The organism is Agromyces sp. PvR057 (genome assembly GCF_040547485.1).
Taxonomy (GTDB): domain Bacteria; phylum Actinomycetota; class Actinomycetes; order Actinomycetales; family Microbacteriaceae; genus Agromyces.
The window spans coordinates 159,986-181,975 of the sequence record NZ_JBEPPT010000003.1; the positions used below are offsets into that span (position 1 = coordinate 159,986).

General features: G+C 68.1%; 21 protein-coding genes and 2 tRNA genes. 13 read left to right on the forward strand and 10 right to left on the reverse strand.

All coding sequences use genetic code 11. From position 1 onward, the window contains the following. Positions 1-112 precede the first annotated feature (112 nt). The 8 genes from recF (at position 113) to ABIC29_RS13490 (ending at position 7,823) form a co-directional block, all read left to right on the forward strand. Positions 113-1,336 (forward strand): DNA replication/repair protein RecF, encoded by a 1,224-nt coding sequence (gene recF, locus ABIC29_RS13455; RefSeq protein ID WP_354246087.1) that lies wholly within the window; start codon positions 113-115, stop codon positions 1,334-1,336. Then, on the forward strand, positions 1,329-1,826 hold the full coding sequence (locus tag ABIC29_RS13460; protein WP_116080096.1) for a DciA family protein: 498 nt from the start codon (positions 1,329-1,331) through the stop codon (positions 1,824-1,826). Before recF ends, ABIC29_RS13460 begins: the two co-directional genes overlap by 8 nt. A gap of 123 nt (positions 1,827-1,949) precedes the next feature. Beyond that, complete coding sequence (gene gyrB / locus ABIC29_RS13465; protein WP_116080097.1) at positions 1,950-3,965, forward strand: DNA topoisomerase (ATP-hydrolyzing) subunit B; 2,016 nt, start codon at positions 1,950-1,952, stop codon at positions 3,963-3,965. Positions 3,966-4,053: 88 nt separating this feature from the next. Continuing rightward, complete coding sequence (gene gyrA, locus ABIC29_RS13470) at positions 4,054-6,588, forward strand: DNA gyrase subunit A (protein WP_502915493.1); 2,535 nt, start codon at positions 4,054-4,056, stop codon at positions 6,586-6,588. Between the two features lie 6 nt (positions 6,589-6,594). Next, the gene (locus ABIC29_RS13475; RefSeq protein ID WP_055854086.1) at positions 6,595-6,999 is read left to right on the forward strand and encodes a DUF3566 domain-containing protein; all 405 of its coding nucleotides are present in this window, start codon (positions 6,595-6,597) and stop codon (positions 6,997-6,999) included. Positions 7,000-7,064: 65 nt separating this feature from the next. Continuing rightward, a tRNA-Ile gene (locus ABIC29_RS13480) sits at positions 7,065-7,138 on the forward strand. A gap of 41 nt (positions 7,139-7,179) precedes the next feature. Beyond that, positions 7,180-7,252, forward strand: a tRNA-Ala gene (locus ABIC29_RS13485). A 103-nt stretch (positions 7,253-7,355) separates the two neighbouring features. Beyond that, entirely contained in the window at positions 7,356-7,823 is a 468-nt protein-coding gene (locus ABIC29_RS13490; RefSeq protein ID WP_354246092.1) for an NUDIX hydrolase, read from the forward strand. Positions 7,824-8,099: 276 nt separating this feature from the next. On the opposite strand, the gene ABIC29_RS13495 is transcribed toward ABIC29_RS13490, so the two are convergent. Then, a complete protein-coding gene (locus ABIC29_RS13495; protein WP_116080100.1) occupies positions 8,100-8,351 on the reverse strand; it encodes a hypothetical protein in 252 nt (83 codons plus the stop codon). Positions 8,352-8,913: 562 nt separating this feature from the next. Then, on the reverse strand, positions 8,914-9,438 hold the full coding sequence (locus ABIC29_RS13500) for a hypothetical protein (protein ID WP_116080101.1): 525 nt from the start codon (positions 9,436-9,438) through the stop codon (positions 8,914-8,916). Between the two features lie 119 nt (positions 9,439-9,557). On the opposite strand from ABIC29_RS13500, the gene ABIC29_RS13505 reads away from it, so the two are divergent. Next, positions 9,558-10,097, forward strand: coding sequence for a peptidylprolyl isomerase (locus ABIC29_RS13505; protein ID WP_116082025.1), 540 nt, complete (start codon positions 9,558-9,560; stop codon positions 10,095-10,097). Between the two features lie 235 nt (positions 10,098-10,332). After that, the gene (locus ABIC29_RS13510) at positions 10,333-10,962 is read left to right on the forward strand and encodes a rhomboid family intramembrane serine protease (RefSeq protein WP_354246097.1); all 630 of its coding nucleotides are present in this window, start codon (positions 10,333-10,335) and stop codon (positions 10,960-10,962) included. Positions 10,963-11,103: 141 nt separating this feature from the next. On the opposite strand, the gene ABIC29_RS13515 is transcribed toward ABIC29_RS13510, so the two are convergent. Then, entirely contained in the window at positions 11,104-11,343 is a 240-nt protein-coding gene (locus ABIC29_RS13515) for a cell division protein CrgA (RefSeq protein ID WP_116080103.1), read from the reverse strand. Between the two features lie 71 nt (positions 11,344-11,414). On the opposite strand from ABIC29_RS13515, the gene ABIC29_RS13520 reads away from it, so the two are divergent. From ABIC29_RS13520 to ABIC29_RS13530, 3 genes are read left to right on the forward strand one after another with little or no spacing between them, the layout of a single operon-like run. Continuing rightward, complete coding sequence (locus ABIC29_RS13520; protein WP_116080104.1) at positions 11,415-12,239, forward strand: class E sortase; 825 nt, start codon at positions 11,415-11,417, stop codon at positions 12,237-12,239. Then, positions 12,236-12,400 carry a hypothetical protein gene (locus ABIC29_RS13525; RefSeq protein ID WP_158551708.1) on the forward strand — a complete coding sequence of 55 codons (165 nt, stop codon included), beginning with the start codon at positions 12,236-12,238 and terminating at the stop codon, positions 12,398-12,400. The genes ABIC29_RS13520 and ABIC29_RS13525 overlap by 4 nt, the downstream gene beginning before the upstream one ends. Beyond that, a complete protein-coding gene (locus tag ABIC29_RS13530) occupies positions 12,397-13,038 on the forward strand; it encodes an anthranilate synthase component II (RefSeq protein ID WP_116080105.1) in 642 nt (213 codons plus the stop codon). The genes ABIC29_RS13525 and ABIC29_RS13530 overlap by 4 nt, the downstream gene beginning before the upstream one ends. Positions 13,039-13,101: 63 nt before the next feature. On the opposite strand, the gene pknB is transcribed toward ABIC29_RS13530, so the two are convergent. The 7 genes from pknB to ABIC29_RS13565 all read right to left on the reverse strand — a co-directional run bounded on the left by pknB (position 13,102) and on the right by ABIC29_RS13565 (position 21,968). Then, on the reverse strand, positions 13,102-14,796 hold the full coding sequence (gene pknB / locus ABIC29_RS13535) for a Stk1 family PASTA domain-containing Ser/Thr kinase (RefSeq protein WP_116080106.1): 1,695 nt from the start codon (positions 14,794-14,796) through the stop codon (positions 13,102-13,104). A gap of 82 nt (positions 14,797-14,878) precedes the next feature. Further along, complete coding sequence (locus ABIC29_RS13540) at positions 14,879-16,585, reverse strand: protein kinase domain-containing protein (protein ID WP_116080107.1); 1,707 nt, start codon at positions 16,583-16,585, stop codon at positions 14,879-14,881. Beyond that, the gene (locus tag ABIC29_RS13545; protein ID WP_116080108.1) at positions 16,582-18,039 is read right to left on the reverse strand and encodes a peptidoglycan D,D-transpeptidase FtsI family protein; all 1,458 of its coding nucleotides are present in this window, start codon (positions 18,037-18,039) and stop codon (positions 16,582-16,584) included. The genes ABIC29_RS13540 and ABIC29_RS13545 overlap by 4 nt, the downstream gene beginning before the upstream one ends. Then, positions 18,036-19,370: an FtsW/RodA/SpoVE family cell cycle protein gene (locus ABIC29_RS13550; RefSeq protein ID WP_116082028.1), complete on the reverse strand. Its 1,335-nt coding sequence runs from the start codon at positions 19,368-19,370 to the stop codon at positions 18,036-18,038. The genes ABIC29_RS13545 and ABIC29_RS13550 overlap by 4 nt, the downstream gene beginning before the upstream one ends. 94 nt (positions 19,371-19,464) lie before the next feature. Next, entirely contained in the window at positions 19,465-20,697 is a 1,233-nt protein-coding gene (locus tag ABIC29_RS13555; protein WP_116080109.1) for a PP2C family protein-serine/threonine phosphatase, read from the reverse strand. Positions 20,698-20,700: 3 nt separating this feature from the next. Further along, on the reverse strand, positions 20,701-21,234 hold the full coding sequence (locus tag ABIC29_RS13560; protein WP_354246104.1) for an FHA domain-containing protein FhaB/FipA: 534 nt from the start codon (positions 21,232-21,234) through the stop codon (positions 20,701-20,703). After that, a complete protein-coding gene (locus tag ABIC29_RS13565; protein WP_116080111.1) occupies positions 21,231-21,968 on the reverse strand; it encodes an FHA domain-containing protein in 738 nt (245 codons plus the stop codon). The genes ABIC29_RS13560 and ABIC29_RS13565 overlap by 4 nt, the downstream gene beginning before the upstream one ends. Between the last annotated feature and the right edge of the window lie 22 nt (positions 21,969-21,990).

The window sequence follows — 21,990 nt, forward strand, 5'->3', positions numbered from 1 at the left end:
CGGAAGGCCGATCAGGTCGTCTGCCCGATGCCGGCACCCTCGTCGATCGGGCGGCGAACCGTGTCGGCGGGCGCGGGTAGCGTGAACCGGGTTCGTATCGAAGGGAGCTGACGTGCATGTCGTGCGGCTCTCACTGACCGACTACCGCAACTATGCCCGCGCCGAACTCGAACTCGGGCCCGGCACCACGGTCTTCGTCGGTCGCAACGGCCAGGGCAAGACGAACCTCGTCGAGGCGATCGGCTACCTCGCGACGCTCGGGTCCCATCGCGTCTCGAACGACCAGGCGCTCATCAAGGCCGGGGCGGATGCCGCGATCGTGCGGGCACTGCTCGCCCACGCCGACCGCGAGCTCCTCGTCGAACTGCAATTGAACCGCAAGGGCGCGAACCGGGCTCAGCTGAACCGCTCGGCGGTGAAGACCCGCGAGCTGCCGCGATACGCGCACAGCGTGCTGTTCGCACCCGAAGACCTGGCGATCGTGCGCGGCGAGCCCTCGGTGCGTCGCCGCCTGCTCGACGAACTGCTCGTGCAGCGCACGCCGAGGCTCGCGGGCGTCATGGCCGACTACGACCGGGTGCTCCGTCAGCGCAACACGCTGCTGAAGAGCGCCAGGGCGCGCGGTCTCGCCGCCGACAAGCTCACGACGCTCGATATCTGGGACGAACGGCTCGTGCACTTCGGATCCGAGCTCATCGACCGGCGCTCGGCGCTCGTCGACGAGCTCACCGGCCCGCTCGCCGAGGCGTACGCGTCGATCGTCGACGCGGATCACGCCCCGCAGTTGCGATCGATGCTCTCGATCGACGGCGCAGACCCCGACGCCGAGGCTTCCGACGTCGGAGCCTCCGACACCGCCGGCGGCGAGGCGTCGGTCCCGGATGCCGCAGGCTCGCCCGGTTCGACCACGCCGCAACGCTTCGCCGATGCGCTCCATGCCCTTCGGGCGAAGGAGCTCGAGCGCGGCGTCACCCTCGTCGGGCCGCACCGCGACGACGTGCTGCTCATGCTCAACGGCCTGCCGGCCAAGGGATACGCCAGCCACGGCGAATCGTGGTCCTTCGCACTCGCCCTGCGACTGGCATCCGCTCGGCTGCTGCGACGCGATTCCGCGACCGGCGACCCGGTGCTGGTGCTCGACGACGTCTTCGCGGAACTCGATCGCACCCGCCGCGAGCGCCTGGCGGCGGCGATCGGCGACTACGAGCAGGTGCTCGTCACGGCCGCCGTGCTCGAAGACGTGCCCGAGCACCTCGTGGCGCGGGTCATCCGCATCGACCGGGGCACCGTGCTCGACGAGCCGCAGGCGGATCCCGAGGGAGCTGACGATGCCTGAGCAGCCCGCCGAGTCGGAGTCCCTGCGCGTCTACCAGCATTTCCGCGAGGTGTTCGGCGGTCAGCCGCGCTCCGGTTCGTCGCGCGCCCGCCGCAAGGTTCGCGAGCGTTCCGGCAGCGAACCGTTCACCCCGGGGCGCGACCCGCGCCCGTTGGGCGACGCGATCGACGGACTGACGTCGCAGCTCGGGTGGAGTGCTCCGTTGTCGCAGCACGAACTGCTCGCATCGTGGTCATCGCTGGCCGGCGAGGAGATCGCGGCGCACTCCGATGCCATCGGCATCGAGCACGGCGTGCTGCAGGTGCGGTGCGAGTCGACGGCGTGGGCGACCCAGCTCCGCCTGCTCCGGGCCGACCTCGTCACGCGCATCCTCGACCGCTACCCGGAGGCGGGTGTCGAGAGCATCCGCTTTCAAGGGCCGGACGCCCCCACCTGGAAAAGGGGCCCCAGATCGATTCCAGGGCGTGGCCCACGCGATACCTACGGCTGAGACGGCAAATTCGGTCGACGAAGGTGCGAGATCGTCTGAGAACGGCAATTCCGGGCTGCTCGCGCGGGTCTGTTTGATAGGATCGAGAGTCGCCAGTACGACGGTTTGGAGCCCGATTCACCCATGACAGCTGAACCGACGAAGGCCGAGAGCGCGCCTGAATACGGCGCCGATGCGATCCAGGTACTCGAGGGCCTCGAAGCGGTTCGCAAGCGGCCTGGAATGTACATCGGATCGACCGGGCCACGAGGACTCCACCACCTCGTCTACGAGATCGTCGACAACTCCGTCGACGAGGCGCTCGCGGGCTACGCCGACGCCATCGACGTCACGATCCTGCCCGACGGCGCCGTGCGCGTCGTCGACAACGGCCGTGGCATCCCGGTCGGCATCCACAAGACCGAGGGCAAGTCGACCGTCGAGGTCGTGCTCACCGTGCTGCACGCCGGCGGCAAGTTCGGCGGCGGCGCCTATGCCGTCTCGGGCGGTCTGCACGGCGTCGGATCCTCGGTCGTCAACGCGTTGTCGACGCGCCTCGACGTCGAGGTGCGGCAGCAGGGGCAGGTCTGGACCCAGTCCTACCGCGACGGCGGCGTGCCCCAGGCACCCCTGGCCCAGGTCGGCGAGAGCGCCGAGACCGGCACCACGATCACGTTCTGGCCCGACGGCGGCATCTTCGAGACGCTCGAGTTCGACTACGAGACGCTCCGCACCCGCTTCCAGCAGATGGCCTTCCTGAACAAGGGCCTGCGCATCACGCTCACCGATCTCCGCGCAGGACACGACGAGGTCTCGCACGAGGACACCGCGGAGCACGAGGCGGATCCTGCGGCACCTCGCACCGACACGTTCCTCTACGAGCGCGGCCTCGTCGACTACGTCGAGTACCTCAACCGCTCGAAGAAGAACGACGTCGTGAACGACGAGATCATCTCGTTCGAGTCCGAGGACCCCGAGCGCAAGATCGCGCTCGAGGTCGCGATGCAGTGGACCACCGCGTACTCCGAGTCGGTGCACACCTACGCGAACACGATCAACACCCATGAGGGCGGCACCCACGAAGAGGGCTTCCGCGCCGCGCTCACGACGCTGGTCAACCGGTACGCCCGCGAGAAGAACATCATCAAGGAGAAGGACGACAACCTCTCCGGTGACGACGTTCGCGAGGGCCTGACCGCGGTCATCTCGGTCAAGCTCGGCGAGCCGCAGTTCGAAGGCCAGACGAAGACCAAGCTCGGCAACACCGAGGCGAAGTCCTTCGTGCAGAAGGTCACGGCCGACCAGCTCGGCGACTGGTTCGAGCGCAACCCGACGCAGGCTCGCGAGATCATCCGCAAGGCGATCCAGGCCGCGACGGCTCGACTCGCTGCGCGCAAGGCGCGCGAGGCCACCCGGCGCAAGGGCCTCCTCGAGTCCGGCGGCATGCCGGGCAAGCTCAAGGATTGCTCCTCGAAGGATCCTTCGGTCTCCGAGATCTTCATCGTCGAGGGCGACTCGGCCGGCGGTTCCGCCGTGCAGGGTCGCAACCCAGAGACCCAGGCGATCCTCCCGCTGCGCGGAAAGATCCTGAACGTCGAGAAGGCCAGGCTCGACCGTGCCCTCGCCAACGCCGAGGTGCAGGCCATGATCACGGCCTTCGGCGCCGGCATCGGCGAGGACTTCAACACCGACAAGGCCAGGTACCACAAGATCGTGCTCATGGCCGACGCCGACGTCGACGGCCAGCACATCACGACGCTGCTGCTCACCCTGCTCTTCCGCTACATGCGGCCGCTCATCGAGTTCGGCTACGTGTACCTCGCGCAGCCGCCGCTGTACCGCCTCAAGTGGACGAACGCCGAGCACGAGTACGTCTACTCCGACCGGGAGCGCGACGCGCTGCTCGTCGAGGGGCAGGCGAGGGGATGGCGCATCCCGAAGGACAACGGCGTGCAGCGCTACAAGGGTCTCGGCGAGATGAACCACCAGGAACTCTGGGAGACCACGATGAACCCCGAGACCCGCACGCTGCTGCAGGTCACCATGGACGACGCGGCCGCCGCCGACGAGATCTTCTCGACCCTGATGGGCGAAGACGTCGAGAGCCGCCGCAACTTCATCCAGAAGAACGCGAAGGACGTGCGTTTCCTTGACATCTGATGTGATCGAGCCCGGCGCGGGCGGCGACGAGACCACCGGCGGCCACGGCATCCACGGGCGCATCGACCAGGTCGACCTGCAGCTCGAGATGCAGCGGTCGTACCTCGACTACGCGATGAGCGTCATCGTCGGGCGCGCGCTGCCCGATGTCCGCGACGGCCTCAAGCCGGTGCACCGCCGCGTGATCTACGCGATGTACGACGGCGGCTACCGCCCCGACAAGGCGTTCTCGAAGTGCGCTCGCGTGGTCGGCGACGTCATGGGCCAGTTCCACCCGCACGGTGACACGGCCATCTACGACGCGCTCGTGCGACTCGTGCAGCCGTGGAGCCTGCGCTACCCGCTCGCGCTCGGACAGGGCAACTTCGGCTCGCCGGGCAACGACGGCGCCGCAGCCCCGCGATACACCGAGACCAAGATGGCTCCGCTCGCGCTCGAGATGGTGCGCGACATCGAGAAGGAGACCGTCGACTTCCAGGACAACTACGACGGTCGCACGCAGGAGCCGTCGATCCTGCCCGCGCGATTCCCGAACCTGCTCGTCAACGGCTCGGTCGGCATCGCGGTCGGCATGGCCACGAACATCCCGCCGCACAACCTGCGCGAAGTGGCATCCGGCGCCCAGTGGTACCTCGAGCACCCCGAGGCATCCCGCGAGGAGCTGCAGGAGGCGCTGATCCAGCGCATCAAGGGACCCGACTTCCCGACCGGTGCGCAGATCCTCGGCGTCAAGGGCATCAACGACGCCTATCGCACGGGTCGCGGATCGATCACGATGCGCGCGGTCGTCTCGGTCGAAGAGCTCCAGGGCCGCACCTGCCTCGTCGTCACCGAGCTGCCCTACCAGGTCAACCCCGACAACCTGGCGATCAAGATCGCCGACATGGTCAAGGACGGCAAGCTCAGCGGCATCGCCGACATCCGCGATGAGACGTCGGGCCGAACCGGCCAGCGCCTCGTGCTCGTGCTCAAGCGCGACGCCGTCGCCAAGGTCGTGCTGAACAACCTCTACAAGCACACCCCGCTCCAGGAGAACTTCGGCGCGAACATGCTCGCGATCGTCGACGGCGTGCCCCGCACGCTCTCGATCGACGGCTTCATCGCGCACTGGGTCGACCACCAGGTCGAGGTCATCGTGCGCCGCACGCAGTACCTCCTGCGCGAGGCCGAAGCGCGCATGCACATCCTCCGCGCGTACCTCAAGGCGCTCGACGCGCTCGACGAGGTCATCGCGCTCATCCGCCGATCGCCGACCGTCGAAGAGGCCCGCGACGGCCTGATCGACCTGCTCACGATCGACGAGCTGCAGGCTCGCGCGATCCTCGAGCTGCAGCTGCGTCGTCTCGCGGCCCTCGAGCGCCAGAAGATCACGGAAGAGGCCGAGAAGCTCGAGAACGAGATCGCCGACTACCGCGCGATCATCGCGTCGCCCGAGCGGCAGCGCACGATCATCTCCGAGGAGCTCGCCGAGATCGTCGACAAGTACGGCGACGACCGCCGCACGCAGATCATGCCCGGCTACGACGGCGACATGTCGGTCGAAGACCTCATCCCCGAAGAGGAGATGGTGGTCACCGTCACGCGCGGCGGATACGTCAAGCGCACGCGCAGCGACAACTACCGATCGCAGCACCGTGGCGGCAAGGGCGTCAAGGGTGCGCAGTTGCGCGCCGACGACGTCGTCGAGCACTTCTTCGTGACGACGACCCACCACTGGCTCCTCTTCTTCACGAACATGGGACGCGTGTACCGCGCGAAGACCTACGAACTGCAGGAGGGCGGCCGCGACGCCAAGGGCCAGCACCTCGCGAACCTCCTCGAGCTGCAGCCCGACGAGCAGGTCGCCGAGATCCTCGACATCCGCGACTACGCGGTGGCCCAGTACCTCGTGCTCGCCACGCGCGATGGCCTCGTCAAGAAGACCGAACTGACGGCCTATGACACGAACCGTTCGCGCGGCGTCATCGCGATCAACCTCCGAGAGGGCGACGAGCTCGTCTCGGCCATGCTCGCCGATGAGCACGACGAGATCCTGCTCGTCTCGCGCAAGGGCATGTCCCTCCGATTCGAGGCGACCGACGAGGCCCTGCGTCCCATGGGGCGATCGACCTCTGGAGTCAAGGGCATGAGCTTCCGCGACGGAGACAGCCTGCTCGAGGCTTCCGTCGTCGCGCACTCCGACCCCGAGTCATCGCTGGACGCGCTCGATTCCGCTCCGGATGCCGCAGCCGACGTCGCCGGCCAGAAGCTCAGCCCGACCGACACGTACGTGTTCGTGGTCACCGAGGGTGGGTATGCCAAGAGCACGCGCATCGAGGAGTACCGCAAGCAGCAGCGCGGCGGTCTGGGCATCAAGGTCGCCAAGTTGAACGACGATCGCGGCGACCTCGCGGGTGCGTTGATCGTCTCGCGCACCGATGAGGTGCTTGTGGTTCTTGCCAGCGGCAAGGTGGTACGCTCTGACGTCGCCGAGGTTCCCGCCAAGGGCAGGGACACGATGGGCGTCGTCTTCGCGAAGTTCGCCGAAGCCGACCGGATCATCGCGATCGCGAAGAATTCCGAACGGAATCTCGTGGAGGAAGCCGCAGAAACCGAAGCGGACGAGACCACGGGAGAGGAGTAACCGTCTATGAGTAGCGTTGCCGAGAAGCTCGCACGCAAATCGAACCGCCGACCGGCGGCCAAGCAGGTTCGCCTGCGGTTGGTCTACATCGACTTCTGGTCCGCCGTGAAGCTGTCCTTCCTGATCGCGGTCGCGCTGGCCGTGGTGAGCATCGTGGTCACGTTCCTCGTGCACACCGTGCTCAGCTCGACGGGCATCTTCGAGAACCTGAACTCGCTGGTCCAGGATGTCGCGGGTGCAGGCACCGACCTGACGGCCGTGCTCTCGCTCGGAAACGTCATGGGCTTCGCCATCGTCGCGGCGCTGCTGAACCTCGTCGTGACCACCGCGCTCGGTGCGATCCTGGCCGTCCTGTACAACCTGAGCGTCAAGATCACCGGCGGAATCCTCGTCGGATTCACCAACAACTGATGGCCTTTTCGGCTCGATTCGGATTCTCGGCGACCTTCAGGTAGTCTTTTCCACGGCCGAAATTCGGGGATATAGCTCAGGCGGTTAGAGCGCTTCGCTGATAACGAAGAGGTCCGAGGTTCAAGTCCTCGTATCCCCACTCCACAACTCCATACCTCGGATGCCACTGGCATCCGAACCGGGGCCTTAGCTCAGTTGGTAGAGCGCCTGCTTTGCAAGCAGGATGTCAGGAGTTCGAATCTCCTAGGCTCCACAGTTTCCGGCCGCGCGTACACCTCCGCCGGCCTCCACCACACCAGCACTGTTCCGGTCGACTGCATCGACTGCGGCTGGCGTGCAACGGTTACAGTATGCGGATGGACATCCGCATCGCCGCGTACGCCGTCATCATCCGAGACGGTGAGATCCTGCTCGCGCACTGGAACGAGCACGGCCGCTCCGGATGGACCCTGCCCGGCGGCGGCATCGAGGGCGACGAGCATCCCGCCGTGGCCGTCGTGCGCGAGGTGCGCGAGGAGACGGGCCACGAGGCGGCGGTGGATCGACTGCTGGGCATCGACACCATGATCGTGCCGGCGAGCAAGCGCATCAGCGGTACTGCGCCGCTGTACGGCATGCGTGTCGTCTATCGGGCCCATGTCACGGGCGGAACGCTGCGGAACGAGGTGGGCGGTTCGAGCGATGAGGCGAGGTGGTTCGCGCTCGAGGCGCTGCCGTCGCTGAAGAAGGTCGGCCTCGTCGACATCGCCCTGCAGTTGAACGCCGATGAGCCGGCAGACGGCGTGCCCTCAGCGGCCTGGCCGCACCCACGCGACCTGACCTGACCGAACTGCTGGCCTCCTGGCCGACCGGCAGGTGCGCCGCCGGGACTCGGCGACAGGCTGACTGCACGACCCCGACAACGGAGCGTGGTGCCGCGCTCCGCCCTCGGCGTGGTGCCGTACCCGTCGTGGGTGCCGTCAGTCCCGAGGTCGGCCCGTACGGCGCAGGCCGCGCGCCGCGCCCGGCGTTCACGATGATGATGCCGCGCACGGGCCGGACCAGGTCGCGATGACCCGGGTCCGACCCGTGACGGCCGGTGGGAACGGATGCCGCGGGCATCAGATCACCGGATTCCCGCGCGTGGCGAGCTGTCGGTGCAGTTCGTACGTGACGGCCTGTACCTCGAGCTCTGTGTGCCGGCGGAGCAGCACCGTCTCGGGGGAGCGGAGCGCCTCGCGGCGCCGACTCCAGTCGAGGAGCGCCAGGCCGAGTCGCCGGGCCGCTCGTTCCTGCAGGCCGAGGGCCCGCGGTTGGTACATGGTCGCGCGTCCCGGAACGGGGCGGGTGACCGTGAGTGACGTGGTGTTCACGATGATTCCTTCGTTGGAGGTGGGAAGATCCGCGCGACGGGATGCCGGCGGGGGGAGGTTCGATCGAGCGCGCAGGAAGCGCGGTCGGCGGCCGCCGGTGATGCGATTCGCATGGCGCGAGCCGCAGCGGCGTGCAGCGGGGAGGATCAGACGCGAAGGCGCTGATCGCGCGAGATCGGGACGAGGCGGCTCGATGCCCGGACCGCGACGCAGTCGCGAGTGGAGACGAGTCTCACGCCGGATCAGGCGGAGTGACGATCACGCACGCGGGTGCGCGTCGTTCGGGACGATTCAGCCGGCTACGGAAACGAGGAGGAATCCGGTGTGCAGCTCAGTGAAGATGTGCTTGTTCATGGGACTCAACTCCTCTCATAGGTCAGGGCGGGTTCGCCGAGACACGAACATACCGGCAGATTCACAGGGAGCGCAAGCGTGAATCGTGAATTCGCTCGAAGTTCAGTGCAGGCCCTGAACGCGAACGGCGTTGGGAACGGGAAGCGACGGCGTGCGGGCGCGCGAAAGGTCCCGCCGTCGGGCGGGACCTTTCAACGATGCCGGTCGGCTAGAGCGCCGGCGAAGACGTGCTGGCGGGGCCGGGCTCGTCATCGGCGACCCACAGCTCGTCGTCGGCGCGGAACGTCTGCCAGACGGCATACGCGATGCCGGACGCGATGGCGATGCCCGCGCCGATGGCGAGGTACGCGCCGAAGCCTGGGCCGCTCTTCTTCGCCACGACGGCGGCCGCCGTGGGCGAGACGCGCTTGACGGCGCGGCGCACGCGCGTGTCGTTGGCGATGTCGCCGATCGACAGCACCGATCCGAGTGCGGACCCGAGCGTGCGCTCGATGCCGTCGCCGGCGGTCGAAGCGAGCTCGCGCGCCTGGCCGAGCCGGGGGCGAACGTGGCTCTCGTAGCCGGTGCGCACGCGCGGAACGACCTCCTCGTGGGTGATTGCGCTCAACTGGCGGCTCACCTCACGTGCGACGGCGTTCGCGCGATCCAGCACCTCCTGCTGGTCTCCCCACAGATCTTCGGCACTACTGCGCAGCCGCTTGAGTTCCTTCTGGCGCTTGCGTGACAGGCTCATCTGACCCTCCATCGATGTGCAGCGAATCACTCCATCTTGCCACCGAAACAGCTGGAAGCGGGGTGGGAGTCGCAAACGGCCGTTCCCCTTGACGAATCAGCGCGTGACAGAATATGGGAATGCCGATTCATACTGCAGTCGCGACGCTCAACACCAGCCTCGGTCCCATCAAGGTCGACCTCTACGGACATCACGCACCGAAGACGGTGAAGAACTTCGTCGGCCTCGCGACCGGCGAGATCGAGTGGACCCACCCCGCAACGGGGCAGAAGTCCAACGACCCGCTCTACGACGGTGTCGTCTTCCACCGCATCATCCCCGGCTTCATGATCCAGGGCGGCGACCCGCTCGGCCAGGGCGTCGGCGGACCGGGTTACCAGTTCGACGACGAGATCAACCCCGAGCTCGACTTCACCGAGCCGTACGTGCTCGCCATGGCCAACGCCGGCATCCAGGGCGGCCGTGGCACCAACGGCTCGCAGTTCTTCATCACGGTCGGTCCGACCACCTGGCTGCAGGGCAAGCACAGCATCTTCGGCAAGGTGACGGATGCCGAGAGCCAGGCGATCGTCGACAAGCTCGCCTCCGTGCCCACCGACGGCCGTGACCGACCGCTCGACGACGTCGTCATCGAGAGCGTCACCGTCGAGCAGGTCTGACGATCAGGTGACGGATGCCGGCGCGGATCGCGCGAACTTCTGCTACCGGCATCCCGACCGTCAGAGTTTCGTGCTCTGCCAACGCTGCGGGCGCACGGTGTGCGGCGAATGCCAGACACCGGCGCCCGTCGGCGTGATCTGCCCGGAATGCATGCGTGATCAGCGCGCTTCGGCGCCGCGAACGAAGCCGGCGGTCATCACCAGGTTCCGTGCGGCCGCGGAACGCGGTGCGCCCGTGGTCACGTATTCCCTCATCGGCATATCGGTGCTGGTGTACGCCCTGCAGTGGCTGCTCGGACCGGTGATCGCCCTGCACTTCGCGTTCCTCCCGCAGGCGATGTCGCTCGAGAGCTACGAGCCGTGGCGGGCGCTCACCAGCGTGTTCCTGCACGGGTCGATCCTGCACCTCCTGCTGAACATGTACACGCTCTGGCTGTTCGGCCAACTGCTCGAGCCCATGCTCGGGCGCGTGCGCTTCCTCGCGCTCTACCTGATCAGCGGCCTCGCGGGGTCGGTCGGCGTCGTGCTGCTCGCGGCGCCGCTCGGGTGGGTGCTCGGCGCCTCCGGCGCGATCTTCGGCCTGATGGGCGCGTTCGTCGTGATCCAGCGGCGCCTCGGCGGCAACCTGACGCAGCTCTACATCCTGCTCGCCATCAACCTCGGCATCGGGTTCCTCCCAGGCGCGAACATCTCCTGGCAGGCGCACCTCGGAGGACTCGTGGGCGGTGCGCTCGTCGGCCTCATCTACCTCGAGACGAGGAACCGTTCGCGCCGCGGCATGCAGATCGCACTCCTCATCGCGTTCAGCGTCGCGCTGCTCGTCGTCGGCACTGTGGTGGCCGGGGCGAAGCTCGCATCGTTCTGATTATCCACAGCTCCATCCACAACTGGGGAGAGAGTTACACGCGTGTAATTGTGGCGTTCGGAGTCGCATGAAAAGGGCTCAGGGCACACAAAACGGGCGGATGTCGCATCCGCCCGTCTTCAGTGATGCAGTGGAGTCGGCTCAGCGCCAGCGCGTCGTCATCAGGAAGCCGATGAACGCGATGCCGAAGCCGATGAGGATGTTCCACGAGCCGAGGTCTGCGATGGGCAGCTTGCCCTGACTCACGTAGAAGACGATGATCCAGGCGAGTCCGAGCAGCATGAAGCCGAACATGACGGGCTTGAACCAGACAGGGTTCGGGGCTTCTTCGCCGCTCGCCTGCTCCGCGCGCGCGGGCTTGGGGGATTTCGTACGTGCCATGCGGGCGATTCTATCCGAGAGCGAGCACGACTCACAGCCGAGGGGCGTCGCGGCCGAATAGAATCGTCCTCATGTCCGAGTCGTCACCCGATGGTCGCCGTCGTGACCGTGGGCGACGCAGCGCCGCGGCAGACGCGGCCAAGCCTCGGCACAAGGTCAGCGTCGTCGGCGTCTTCGGCGAGCTGCTGCTCACGGCCGGCGTGCTCATCCTGCTGTTCCTGGGTTGGCAGCTCTGGTGGAACGACGCGATCATGGCCGGGCAGCAGTCGGCCGCGGCATCCGCGCAGAGCGCCGACTGGAACGAGCAGGCGCGCGCCGAGCACGGAGACGCGCCGGCGCCGGCGCCCGCGGACTACGGCGATCCCGTCGTCGGTCCGGCCGAGTATCCGCACGGTGAGGCGTTCGCCGTCATGTACGTGCCCCGGTTCGATGCCCCCGGCACGCACGACTCCGTGCGCCAGATCGCCGAGGGATACAGCACCGACGTGCTGAACAGCTTCGAGACGGGCGTCGGACACTATCCCGGCACGCAGATGCCGGGCCAGGTCGGCAACTTCGCGATCGCCTCGCACCGCAGCGCCTACGGCGGTGGCATGCACGAGATCGAGCAGTTCCAGCTCGGCGACCCCATCTACATCCAGACGAAAGACGGCTGGTACACCTACCGGTTCCGTGACTTCGAGTACGTCACGCCGTCCACGGTCGACGTCCTGGCCGCCGTGCCGCACCAGCCGACGGTGCAGCCGACCGACCGCATCATCACGCTGACCACGTGCAACCCGCTCTACTCGACGGCTGAGCGGCTCATCGCCTACGGCGTGCTCGACTCGTGGCAGCCCGCATCCGCCGGACCGCCGGCCGAGATCGCCGACATCGTCGCAACCTGGGGGTCGTGAGCGTGTACGGAGCGTTGTGGCGGGTCCTGCCCGGACCGATCTGGCTGCGCATCATCCTGCTGCTGCTGCTCATCGCGGCCGCGGTCTACGCCCTCTTCACGTGGGTGTTCCCCTGGGTCGACGGCATCGTCAACCCGATCGACGTCACGGTGGACCAATGACCCGAATCCTCGTCATCGACAACTACGACAGCTTCGTCTATACGCTGAACGGCTACCTGCAGGAGCTCGGCGCCGAGACCGAGGTGGTCCGCAACGACACGTTCCCCGAGTCCGAGGTCGCCGAACGCATCGCCGCATACGATGCGGTGCTGCTCTCGCCAGGGCCCGGCAAGCCGTCCGACGCAGGGGTCTCGATCCCGGTCGTCCGTGCGGCGCTCGCCTCGGGCACGCCCCTGCTGGGCGTCTGCCTCGGCCATCAGGCGATCGCCGAGGCGTTCGGCGGCGTCGTCACGAACGCCGAGGAGCTCATGCACGGCAAGACCTCGAGCATCGCGCACGACGACAGCGAGTTCTACGACGGCGTGCCGCAGCCGTTCACGGCCACGAGGTATCACTCGCTCGCCGTCGTCGACGGCACGCTGCCGCCAGAGCTCGAGGTGACGAGCCGCACCCAGGGCGGTGTGATCATGGGCCTGCGCCACGTGAGCGCCCCGATCTACGGAGTGCAGTTCCACCCCGAGTCCGTGCTCACCGAAGGCGGCTACCGCATGCTCGGCAACTGGCTCGCCGTCGCGGGCCTCGCCGAGGCTCCCGAGCTGGCCGCCGGGCTCAACCCGCTGCTGCGCGCCGCGGACTGAGAGCCGCGGTCTGATCACGGCGGTCTGAGCGCCGCGGTCGTCCCGCCGGGGTGGGCGAGATGCCTACCCGGCGCAGTAGGTGAGTTCGACCGACGAGTGCTGCGGCACGTCACCCGGCGGCAGGGACTGGTGCGTCACCGGTGACCCGGGCTGCGACGCGCAACCGGGATCTGGCTTGGGCACCGCGGTCAGCTGCAGGTTCTCGGCCGTGAGCAGGGAGGATGCCGCGTCGAGCGTCTGCTCGGTGAGGTCGGGCAGCGTCACCATGCCGTTCGAGATGCGGAAGTTGACCGTGGAACCGGACTCGACCGCCGCGCCGGCTTCGGGGTCGCTGCCGAGCACGACGTCCGCAGCGACGGTCGGAGAGGTCTGGCGCGTCTCGGTGCCGGGAACGAGGCCTGCGTCGGTCACGCTCTTCTTCGCCTGCTCGAGCGCGGCGTTCCGAACATCGGGGACGGTCACCGATTCGCGGCCGGCGGACACGTAGATCGTGATCGGCGTGTTCGCATCGACGATCTCGCCGGCAGGCGGATCGGTGCGAATGACGTTGCCGGCCACGACGTCGGCGCTGTTCTCGTCGATGCGCGAGGCTGGCAGGCCCAGCTCCTGCAGTTGGTCGACGGCGTCTTCGTACGTGGTGTCGACGAAGGCGGGAACCTCGCGAGCGTTCGACGGCACTTCGACCGTCGGCTGGAGGTTGAACGCCCAGTACATGACGGCGATGACGATGACGATGACGCCGATGATGCCCGACCAGATCCAGATCGCCGGAGGACGCCGCTGCGTGCGGGTCATGGTCTCGTCTTCGGTGAGCTGGCGAAGCGCCAGCTCCGACGTGGAGAGCGAACCGGTCGGGGCGCCGAAGAGCATGGTCGACTCGTCGGGGCGCTGGTGCACCGGAACCCGACCGGACGCCGCGGTGTCGATGTCGGCGCGGAACTCGGCCGCCGTCTGGTAGCGGCCATCGCGGGTCTTCACGAGGGCGTGCATGACGACCGCGTCGAGTGCCGGGGACACCTTCGGGTTGATGACGCTCGGCTTGACCGGGCGCTCGCTGACATGCTGGTACGCCACGGCGACCGGGGTGTCGCCGCGGAACGGGGGGCGACCGGTGAGCATCTCGAAGAGCACGACGCCCGTGGAGTAGAGATCGGTGCGGGCGTCGACGGTCTCGCCCTTGGCCTGCTCGGGGGAGAAGTACGAGGCCGTGCCGAGGATTGCCGTCGTCTGCGCGACCGTGGTCGACGAGTCGGACACCGCGCGTGCGATGCCGAAGTCCATGACCTTCACCTGGCCGGTGGTCGTGATCATGATGTTGCCGGGCTTGATGTCGCGGTGCACGACGCCGGCGCGGTGCGAGTACTCGAGCGCGGTGAGCACGCCGTCGATGACGCGGACGGCCGCCGCGGGCTCGAGCGGGCCGTCGTGGATGATGTCCTTGAGCAGCCGGCCCTCGACGAACTCCATGACGATGAACGGGAGCTGGACCTCATGGCCCGAGGCGTCGGTGACGGTCTCCTCGCCGGCATCGAAGACGCGCACGATCGTGGGATGGGCCATTCGAGCGGCCGACTGCGCCTCCTGGCGGAAGCGCATGCGGAACGCCGGGTCGGTCGCGAGCTGCGGCTTCAGCAGCTTGATCGCGACCTGGCGACCGAGCCTCGTGTCCTGGCCGACGTGGACGTCGGACATGCCGCCGCGACCGATGAGCGGACCCACGTGGTAACGGCCGGCGAGTACTTGTCCTTCGTCAGTCACGTGCGCCAGATTCCTCTCTCATTCGCGTCGCGGTCGGTATGCCGGTGTCGTGCCGCCCCCGAGTCGAGGGCGGCACGTGCCGTCAGTTGCCGTCGTCGTCCCCGGCAGCCGGGGTGGCGACGACGGTGACCGTGGCCGACGGAGAGGCGGCCGAGCTCAGGGCACCGCAGAAGTACAGGTAGCTGATGTTGATGGTTTCACCGTCTGCGGCGTCGGCGTTGACCGTGATGGTCACGTTCGTCGCATCGGCACCGAGCGGCGGTGCTGCGGCCGCGGGGCCCTCGACGTTCACCTGGTATCCCGAACGGGTCTGTCCGGCGGGGCACTGCGCGGCCGACCAGGAGACCTTGATGGATCCGCTCGGCGCGACGGTCGTCGGGGTCACCGTGGGCGCCGTTCCGGGCGCCGTCGGCGTCTCGGGAGCCGCGTAGTACGTGACCGTGACCTCTGCACCGAGTGGAACCGGTCCGGTCGGGTTGACCTCGTACACGATGCCGGTGCCGGACGGATCTGCGGCGGGGTTGCCCTCGACGCCGTTCGCGACCATGCCGAGACCTTCGAGCTTGGCGCGTGCGTCGTCGGAGGAGAGCCCGACGAAGTCGTCAGCGTTGATCTGCGCGGTCGTCGGGGCCTCGGACGTGGGCGGAGCCGAACTCGGCGGCGTGCTGCGCGTGGAGCTCGCCGGCGTGGAGCTGGCCGGCGCCTTGTCGTCGCCGCCGTTGACGGCGAGGGCGATGATCGTGCCGATCAGCACGATCGCGAGCACCGCGATGAGCACGATGAGCGGCCAGGTCCAGGGGCTGCGCTTCTTCTCCTCGACCTCTTCTTCGGCGTCTTCTGCGCCGGGCGCACCGGTGGGAAGCACGGTCGTCGCTGCCGTCGCACCCTGCTGGGGCATGAGCATCGTCGCCGCGGCTGCGCCGCCCGCGAGGCCGAGCACCGCGGGAACCGCGACGGCGGCACCCTGCACGTCGCCGCGACGCAGTGCGGACGCCGCGCGAGCCAGGTGGGCGGCCGTCTGCGGGCGCTCGGCCGGGTTCTTCGCGATGCACGTGTAGACGAGGTTGCGCACGGGCTCGGAGACGGTGACGGGCAGGTCGGGCGGTGTCTCGTTGATCTGCGCCATGGCGATCGCGACCTGCGACTCGCCGGTGAAGGGTCGACGGCCGGCGAGTGCCTCGTAGGCGACGATGCCGAGCGAGTAGATGTCGGTGGTCGGCGAGGCCGGGTGGCCTGAGGCCTGCTCGGGAGAGAGGTACTGCACCGTGCCCATGACCTGGCCGGTCGCCGTGAGCGGGACCTGGTCGGCGATGCGCGCGATGCCGAAGTCGGTGATCTTGACACGGCCGTCGGGCGTGATGAGCAGGTTGCCCGGCTTGATGTCGCGGTGCACGAGGCCGGCCGCGTGGGCGGCCTGAAGCGCGTTCGCGGTCTGCGCGACGATGTCGAGCACCTTGTCGGTCGAGAGCACGTGCTCCCGCTCGAGGATCGTCGACAGCGCCTCGCCGGGCACGAGTTCCATGACGAGGTAGGCGCTGCCCTCTTCCTCGCCGTAGTCGAAGACGTTGGCGATGCCCTCGTGGTTGACGAGTGCGGCGTGGCGGGCCTCGGCGCGGAAGCGCTCGAGGAAGCCCGGGTCGCCGAGGTACTCGTCCTTCAGGATCTTGATCGCGACCTGTCGGCCGATGACGAGGTCAGTCGCCTGCCACACCTCGCCCATCCCGCCGATCGCGATGCGGGATTGCAGTTCGTAGCGCCCCCCGAAGGTGAGCCCTGCGCTCGGTCTCATTTGTTCAGCACCGCCTCTAGTACCTGCTTTGCGACGGGTGCGGCGATGAGATTGCCGTACCCCTCCTGACCAAGACCCCCGCCATCCTCCACGAGTACCGTGATCGCATACTGAGGGTTGTCTGCGGGGGCAAAACCGGTGAACCACAAGGTGTAAGGGTCATCCTCGCCGTTCTCCGCTGTACCCGTCTTACCGGCCACGCTGACGCCGTCTATTCTTGCATTACTCGCGGCCCCGGTTTCGACGCCGTTGACCATCATCTCGGTCATCGTCTTGGCCGTGTCCTCGCTGATCGCGCGACCGAATTCGGAGCCCTTGAATTCCTGCAGGGGAGTGAAGTCGGGTGCGGTGATCTGGTCGACCAGGTTGGGGTTCATCACGATGCCGCCGTTGGCGATCGTGGCCGAGACCACGGCCATCTGCAGAGGGGTCGCCCGCACCGTGTACTGGCCGAAGGCGCTGAGCGCGGTCTGCGGTTCGTCGAGTCCGCGCGGGTAGACGCTCTCCTCGGTCTCGGTGGGGATCTCGAACGCGTGGTTGAAGCCGAACTTCTCGGCCTGCTCGCGGATCGCGTCGTCGCCGAGTTCCATGCCGAGCTCGGCGAACGGGATGTTGCACGAGAACCGCAGTGCGTCGGCGAGCGTGACGGTGCTGCCGCCCCCGCCGCAGGTGCCGCCGCCGGAGTTGATCACGACCGAGTCCGTGCCGGGCAGGGTGAGTTCGCCGGGGTTCGGGAAGGTGCTCTCGGGCGTGTAGCGTCCCGACTCGAGCGCAGCCGCGGTGACGACGAGCTTGAACACGGAGCCGGGCGGGTTCATGTCGCCGCCCGTCGCGCGGTTGATGAGCGGGTCGCTGGGATCGGCGAGCAGCCCCTGGTACGTCGCCTCGACGGCATCGGTGTCGTGCGAGACGAGGCCGTTCGGGTCGAACGTGGGCTTGGTCACCATGGCGAGGATGCGTCCGGTGGCGGGTTCGGTCACCACGACGGCGCCCTGGTAGTCGCCGAGGGCGTCCCATGCGGCCTGCTGGGCGACCGGGTCGATCGCGATGTCCACCGACGCGCCCATCGGGTCCTGACCGGAGATGAGTCGGTTGATCTTGTCGAAGAACTGGCTCGAGTCCTGGCCGCTGAGGTACTCGTTGAGCGAGCTCTCGAGCCCGGTGGCCTCGCCGTTCACGGGGATGTACCCGGTGATGCCGGCGTAGAGCGGGCCGTTCGGGTACACGCGGAGGAACTTGTAGTCGTCGTCGGACGGCTGCGAGAAGGCGACGGGCGTTCCGTCGACGAGGATCGGGCCGCGCTCGACGGAGAAGCTCGCGTAGAGCGTGCGTGCGTTGCGCGGGTCGGACGCGAGGTCGCTCGCCGAGAAGTACTGGATGACCGTGGTGGAGACGAAGAGCGCCACGAACATCAGCAGCGAGAAGATGCTGACCCGCTTGAGTTCGCGGTTCATCCGTCGATCACCAGCCTCGGATGGTTGCGGACCGTGTCGGAGAGCCGCAACAGCAGCGCCACGATGATCCAGTTGGCCACGAGCGAGGAGCCGCCCGCGGCGAGGAACGGCGTCGTCAGGCCCGTCAGCGGGATGACCCGGGTCACGCCACCGACGACGATGAACACCTGCAGGGCGATGACGAACGCGAGGCCGACGCCGAGCAGCTTGCCGAAGTCGTCCTGGCCGGCGAAGCCGATGCGGAAGCCGCGGGCGACGAGCAGCACGTAGAGCGCGAGGATCGCGAACAGGCCGGCGAGGCCGAGCTCCTCGCCGAGGCTGGCGATGATGTAGTCGCTCTGGGGCACGGGGGTGAGCTCGGGGCTGCCGCGCCCCCAACCGGTGCCGATGAGTCCGCCGTTGGCGAGGCCGAACAGGCCCTGCACGAGCTGGTAGCTGCCGCCGAGGTCTGCGTTGTACCTGGCCTCGCTGAACGGGTCGAGCCAGTTCTGGAAGCGGTTGTTGACGTAGTCGAGCAGCTGGCTCGCGATCAGGGCGCCCGCGAGGAAGAGCGAGAGCCCGAGCACGACCCACGAGAGGCGACTCGTCGCGACGTAGAGCATGACGAGGAAGAGGCCGAAGTAGAGCAGTGCGGTTCCGAGGTCGCGCTGGAACACGATCACGCTCATCGAGAGGGCCCACACGATGAGCAGCGGGCCGAGATCACGGGCCCGCGGGAACCGCATGCCGAGGAACTTCCTGCCGACCATCGAGAGCGAGTCGCGGTTGCGCACGAGGTAGCCCGCGAAGAAGACGGCCAGCGCGATCTTCGCGATCTCGCCGGGCTGGAAGGTGGCGATGTCGCCGATGCCGATCCACACCTGCGCGCCGCCGCGCGCCTGCCCGAGTCCGGGCACGAGCGGCAGCATGAGGAGGATGATCGCGACGAAGCCCGCGACGTAGGTGTAGCGGAAGAGCACCCGGTGGTTGCGGATCACGAGGATCGTGACGATGCCGCAGATGATCGCGATCGCGCTCCACACGATCTGGCGCACGGCCGCGCTCTGCCATCCGCTGTCGCCGTCGGCGATGTCGATGCGGTAGATCATCGCGATGCCGAGGCCGTTCAGCACGGTCGCGATCGGCAGCAGGAACGGGTCGGCGTCGCGCGCGACGAAGCGCATGGCGATGTGGAGGCCGAACACGAGCACCGAGAGTCCGGCGCCGAGCAGCACGAGCTGCGTGTCGATGCGGCCGAGGGCGCCCAGCTGCACCAGCACGATCGAGCTCGCGTTGATGAGGCACGCCACGAGGAGCAGCCACAGTTCGAGGTTGCGCAGTCGCTGCGGCATCCGGATGCGTCGGATGCCCGCGGGAGGCGTGTTCGCGGGCGCCTGCGCCGAGGAGACCTGGCCCCCGGAGATCAGGCCGCCGAAGCCGTCGGCGTCACTCAAGGGACTCCTCCAATCGCGACACGATCTTCGTCGCATCGGCGAGCGAGCCCGCGGTGATCGTCTTCTCGACGCGCTGCTGGTCGTAGGGGCGGAGCTCGGAGACGTCGATCGTCGTCTCGCGGTACAGCTCGTTCATCGAGATCGGACCGATGTCCTGCTGGATGCCCTGGTAGATGGCGACTCGGCCGTTGGACTCCCCGACGTAGTAGCGGGTCTGGGTCCACTGGTAGCCGAGGATCACGACCGCCGCGATCACCGCGACGAGCGCGAAGATCCAGAAGCCCCAGACCCACCTGCGGCGCCGCCTGCGGCGGGCGTCCTCCTCGAGGATCTCGTCGAAGAAGTCGTCGGAGTCGGGCTCGAAGTGCGTCTCCTGCACGGGGTGGGCGCGGAACGGCGTGAGGCGGATGGCGCGGGGCCGCACCGGCTCGGAGCCGGCGCCGAACGCGAGCGGTGCCGCGGCCGAGCCGACGACCAGCGGAGGGGTCGCGGGAGCGGCAGGGTCGCCGATGTCGACGATCACGACGGTGACGTTGTCGGGCGCGCCGCCGTCGAGGGAGGCCTTGACGAGTCGGTCGGCCACCTGCTTGGCGCCTGCTTCGGCGGAGAGCTGCTCCTGCAGTTCGTCGAACGAGACGACGCCCGAGAGTCCGTCGGAGCAGATCAGCCAGCGGTCGCCCGGCCTCGTGTCGAGCACCATCGAGTCGATCTCGGGGGATGCCTCGACGTCGCCGAGCACGCGCATGAGCACCGATCGGCGCGGATGCACCATCGCCTCTTCCGCGGTGATGCGGCCGGCGTCGACGAGGCGTTGCACGAACGTGTGGTCGATGGAGATCTGGCTGAGCTCGCCGGAGCGCAGGAGGTAGATGCGCGAGTCGCCGATGTGGGCGATGACCACGCGGTCCTCGTGCAGCAGCAGGGCGCTCGCGGTCGTGCCCATGCCGGTGAGCTCGGAGTGCTCTGCGACGGTCTCGGCGAGTCGTCGGTTGGCCGAGATCAGCGCGCCCTCGAGGGCCGCAGCCGCCTCGGGCGCGGAGTGGTAGTCGGCGTCGGCGTCGGCGACGCGCTGCGTGACGATCGCGCTCGCGACGTCACCGCCGGCGTGGCCGCCCATGCCGTCGGCCACGAGGAACAGCCGTCGCCCCGCGTAGCCGGAGTCCTGGTTGTTCGAGCGAATGCGCCCGACGTGCGAGACGGCGGCGCTCGCCTTGATCGAGACCATGGGCTACCGCCGCAGCTCGAACGTCGTCGCTCCGACCTTGATGGTCGCTCCGATGGGGATCTTCACCGGCACGGTGACGCGGGATCCATCGAGGAACGTGCCGTTGGTCGAGTCGAGGTCCTGGAGCATCCACTCGCCGTTCCAGAGCATCATCCGCGCGTGGTGCGTCGACGTGTAGTCGTCGCGGATGATGATCGCCGAGTCGCTCGAGCGGCCGATGGTGATCTCGTCGCGGCCGAGCGGGAACTCGGTGCCCGCCTTCTGTCCGCTCGTGATCACGAGCTTCAGGGCGCCGTTTCCGGATGCCGGTGCGGACTGCCGCGAGACGGGCGAGGTCGGGGCGGCCGCCGACGCACCTGCGGCTGCCGCCGTGAACGCCGCCGCCGGCGAGGGGGCCGCGGCTGCGGACTCGGGCTGGAGCTTGCGCACCCGCTGGCCGAACAGGTCGCTTCGCAGCGCGTAGACGATCGCGAAGATGAACGCCCACAGGAGGAGGAGGAACCCGAGTTGCAGGACCAGCAGGGTCAGTTCGCTCATTCGGCCGGCCCCCAGAACCCGCCGACATCATGACGTTCGGTTGCCGGGTCGGCACGGGGCACGGGGGTTGCGGCTTGGGCGAGCACTCGGAACACGATACGCGAGCGGCCGATCGTGATCACGGAGTCGGGTTCGAGGATCGCCTCGGTGACACGGGCGCCGTTGAGCTGCGTGCCGTTCGTCGAGCCCAGGTCTCGCACGCGGGCGCGCGAGCCGTCCCATTGCACCTCGGCGTGGCGGCGCGAGGCGCCGGAGTCGTCGATCGTGATGTCGGCCTCGCTGCCCCGGCCGATGACCGTGCGGCCCTTGATGATCGGATGCCGCGTGCCGCCGATGTCGAGGACGGGGGTCCAGGCGACCTGCCCCTTCACGTTGCGGGATTCGACCTGCACCATGCCCTCGGCCAGGCCCTCGTCGGCGCGGAGCGCGATCGTGATGCCCCCGGCGAACTGGAAGTGCTGGTTGGCGGCGTGCTTCTGCACGAGGTCGACGAGTTCGTCGGTGAGGGCAGGGCCGAGGGCAGACATGCGCTCGTGGTCGGCCTGCGACATCCGCACGACGAACTGGTTGGGAACGAGTACGCGATCGCGTGAGACGACCGCCGCCTTCGTGTCGATCTCCCGCTTCAGCGCAGCGGTGATCTCGACGGGCTGCAGCCCCGAGCGAAAGGTCTTCGCGAAGGCGCCGTTGACGGCGCGTTCGAGACCTTTCTCGAAGTTGTCCAGTAGGCCCACAGGTCTCCCGATCCCGTTCCGT

Excerpts from the sequence above, each read along its gene's own strand:
- ABIC29_RS13520 (WP_116080104.1), top strand. The coding sequence starts at position 11,415 with ATGTCCGAGTCGTCACCCGATGGTCGCCGTCGTGACCGTGGGCGACGC.
- gyrB (WP_116080097.1), top strand. The coding sequence starts at position 1,950 with ATGACAGCTGAACCGACGAAGGCCGAGAGCGCGCCTGAATACGGCGCC.
- ABIC29_RS13545 (WP_116080108.1), bottom strand. The coding sequence starts at position 18,039 with ATGAACCGCGAACTCAAGCGGGTCAGCATCTTCTCGCTGCTGATGTTC.
- ABIC29_RS13530 (WP_116080105.1), top strand. The coding sequence starts at position 12,397 with ATGACCCGAATCCTCGTCATCGACAACTACGACAGCTTCGTCTATACG.
- ABIC29_RS13555 (WP_116080109.1), bottom strand. The coding sequence starts at position 20,697 with ATGGTCTCGATCAAGGCGAGCGCCGCCGTCTCGCACGTCGGGCGCATT.
- ABIC29_RS13475 (WP_055854086.1), top strand. The coding sequence starts at position 6,595 with ATGAGTAGCGTTGCCGAGAAGCTCGCACGCAAATCGAACCGCCGACCG.
- ABIC29_RS13505 (WP_116082025.1), top strand. The coding sequence starts at position 9,558 with ATGCCGATTCATACTGCAGTCGCGACGCTCAACACCAGCCTCGGTCCC.
- ABIC29_RS13515 (WP_116080103.1), bottom strand. The coding sequence starts at position 11,343 with ATGGCACGTACGAAATCCCCCAAGCCCGCGCGCGCGGAGCAGGCGAGC.
- ABIC29_RS13490 (WP_354246092.1), top strand. The coding sequence starts at position 7,356 with ATGGACATCCGCATCGCCGCGTACGCCGTCATCATCCGAGACGGTGAG.
- ABIC29_RS13550 (WP_116082028.1), bottom strand. The coding sequence starts at position 19,370 with ATGCCGCAGCGACTGCGCAACCTCGAACTGTGGCTGCTCCTCGTGGCG.
- ABIC29_RS13560 (WP_354246104.1), bottom strand. The coding sequence starts at position 21,234 with ATGAGCGAACTGACCCTGCTGGTCCTGCAACTCGGGTTCCTCCTCCTC.
- ABIC29_RS13540 (WP_116080107.1), bottom strand. The coding sequence starts at position 16,585 with ATGAGACCGAGCGCAGGGCTCACCTTCGGGGGGCGCTACGAACTGCAA.
- ABIC29_RS13460 (WP_116080096.1), top strand. The coding sequence starts at position 1,329 with ATGCCTGAGCAGCCCGCCGAGTCGGAGTCCCTGCGCGTCTACCAGCAT.
- ABIC29_RS13500 (WP_116080101.1), bottom strand. The coding sequence starts at position 9,438 with ATGAGCCTGTCACGCAAGCGCCAGAAGGAACTCAAGCGGCTGCGCAGT.
- gyrA (WP_502915493.1), top strand. The coding sequence starts at position 4,054 with ATGCAGCGGTCGTACCTCGACTACGCGATGAGCGTCATCGTCGGGCGC.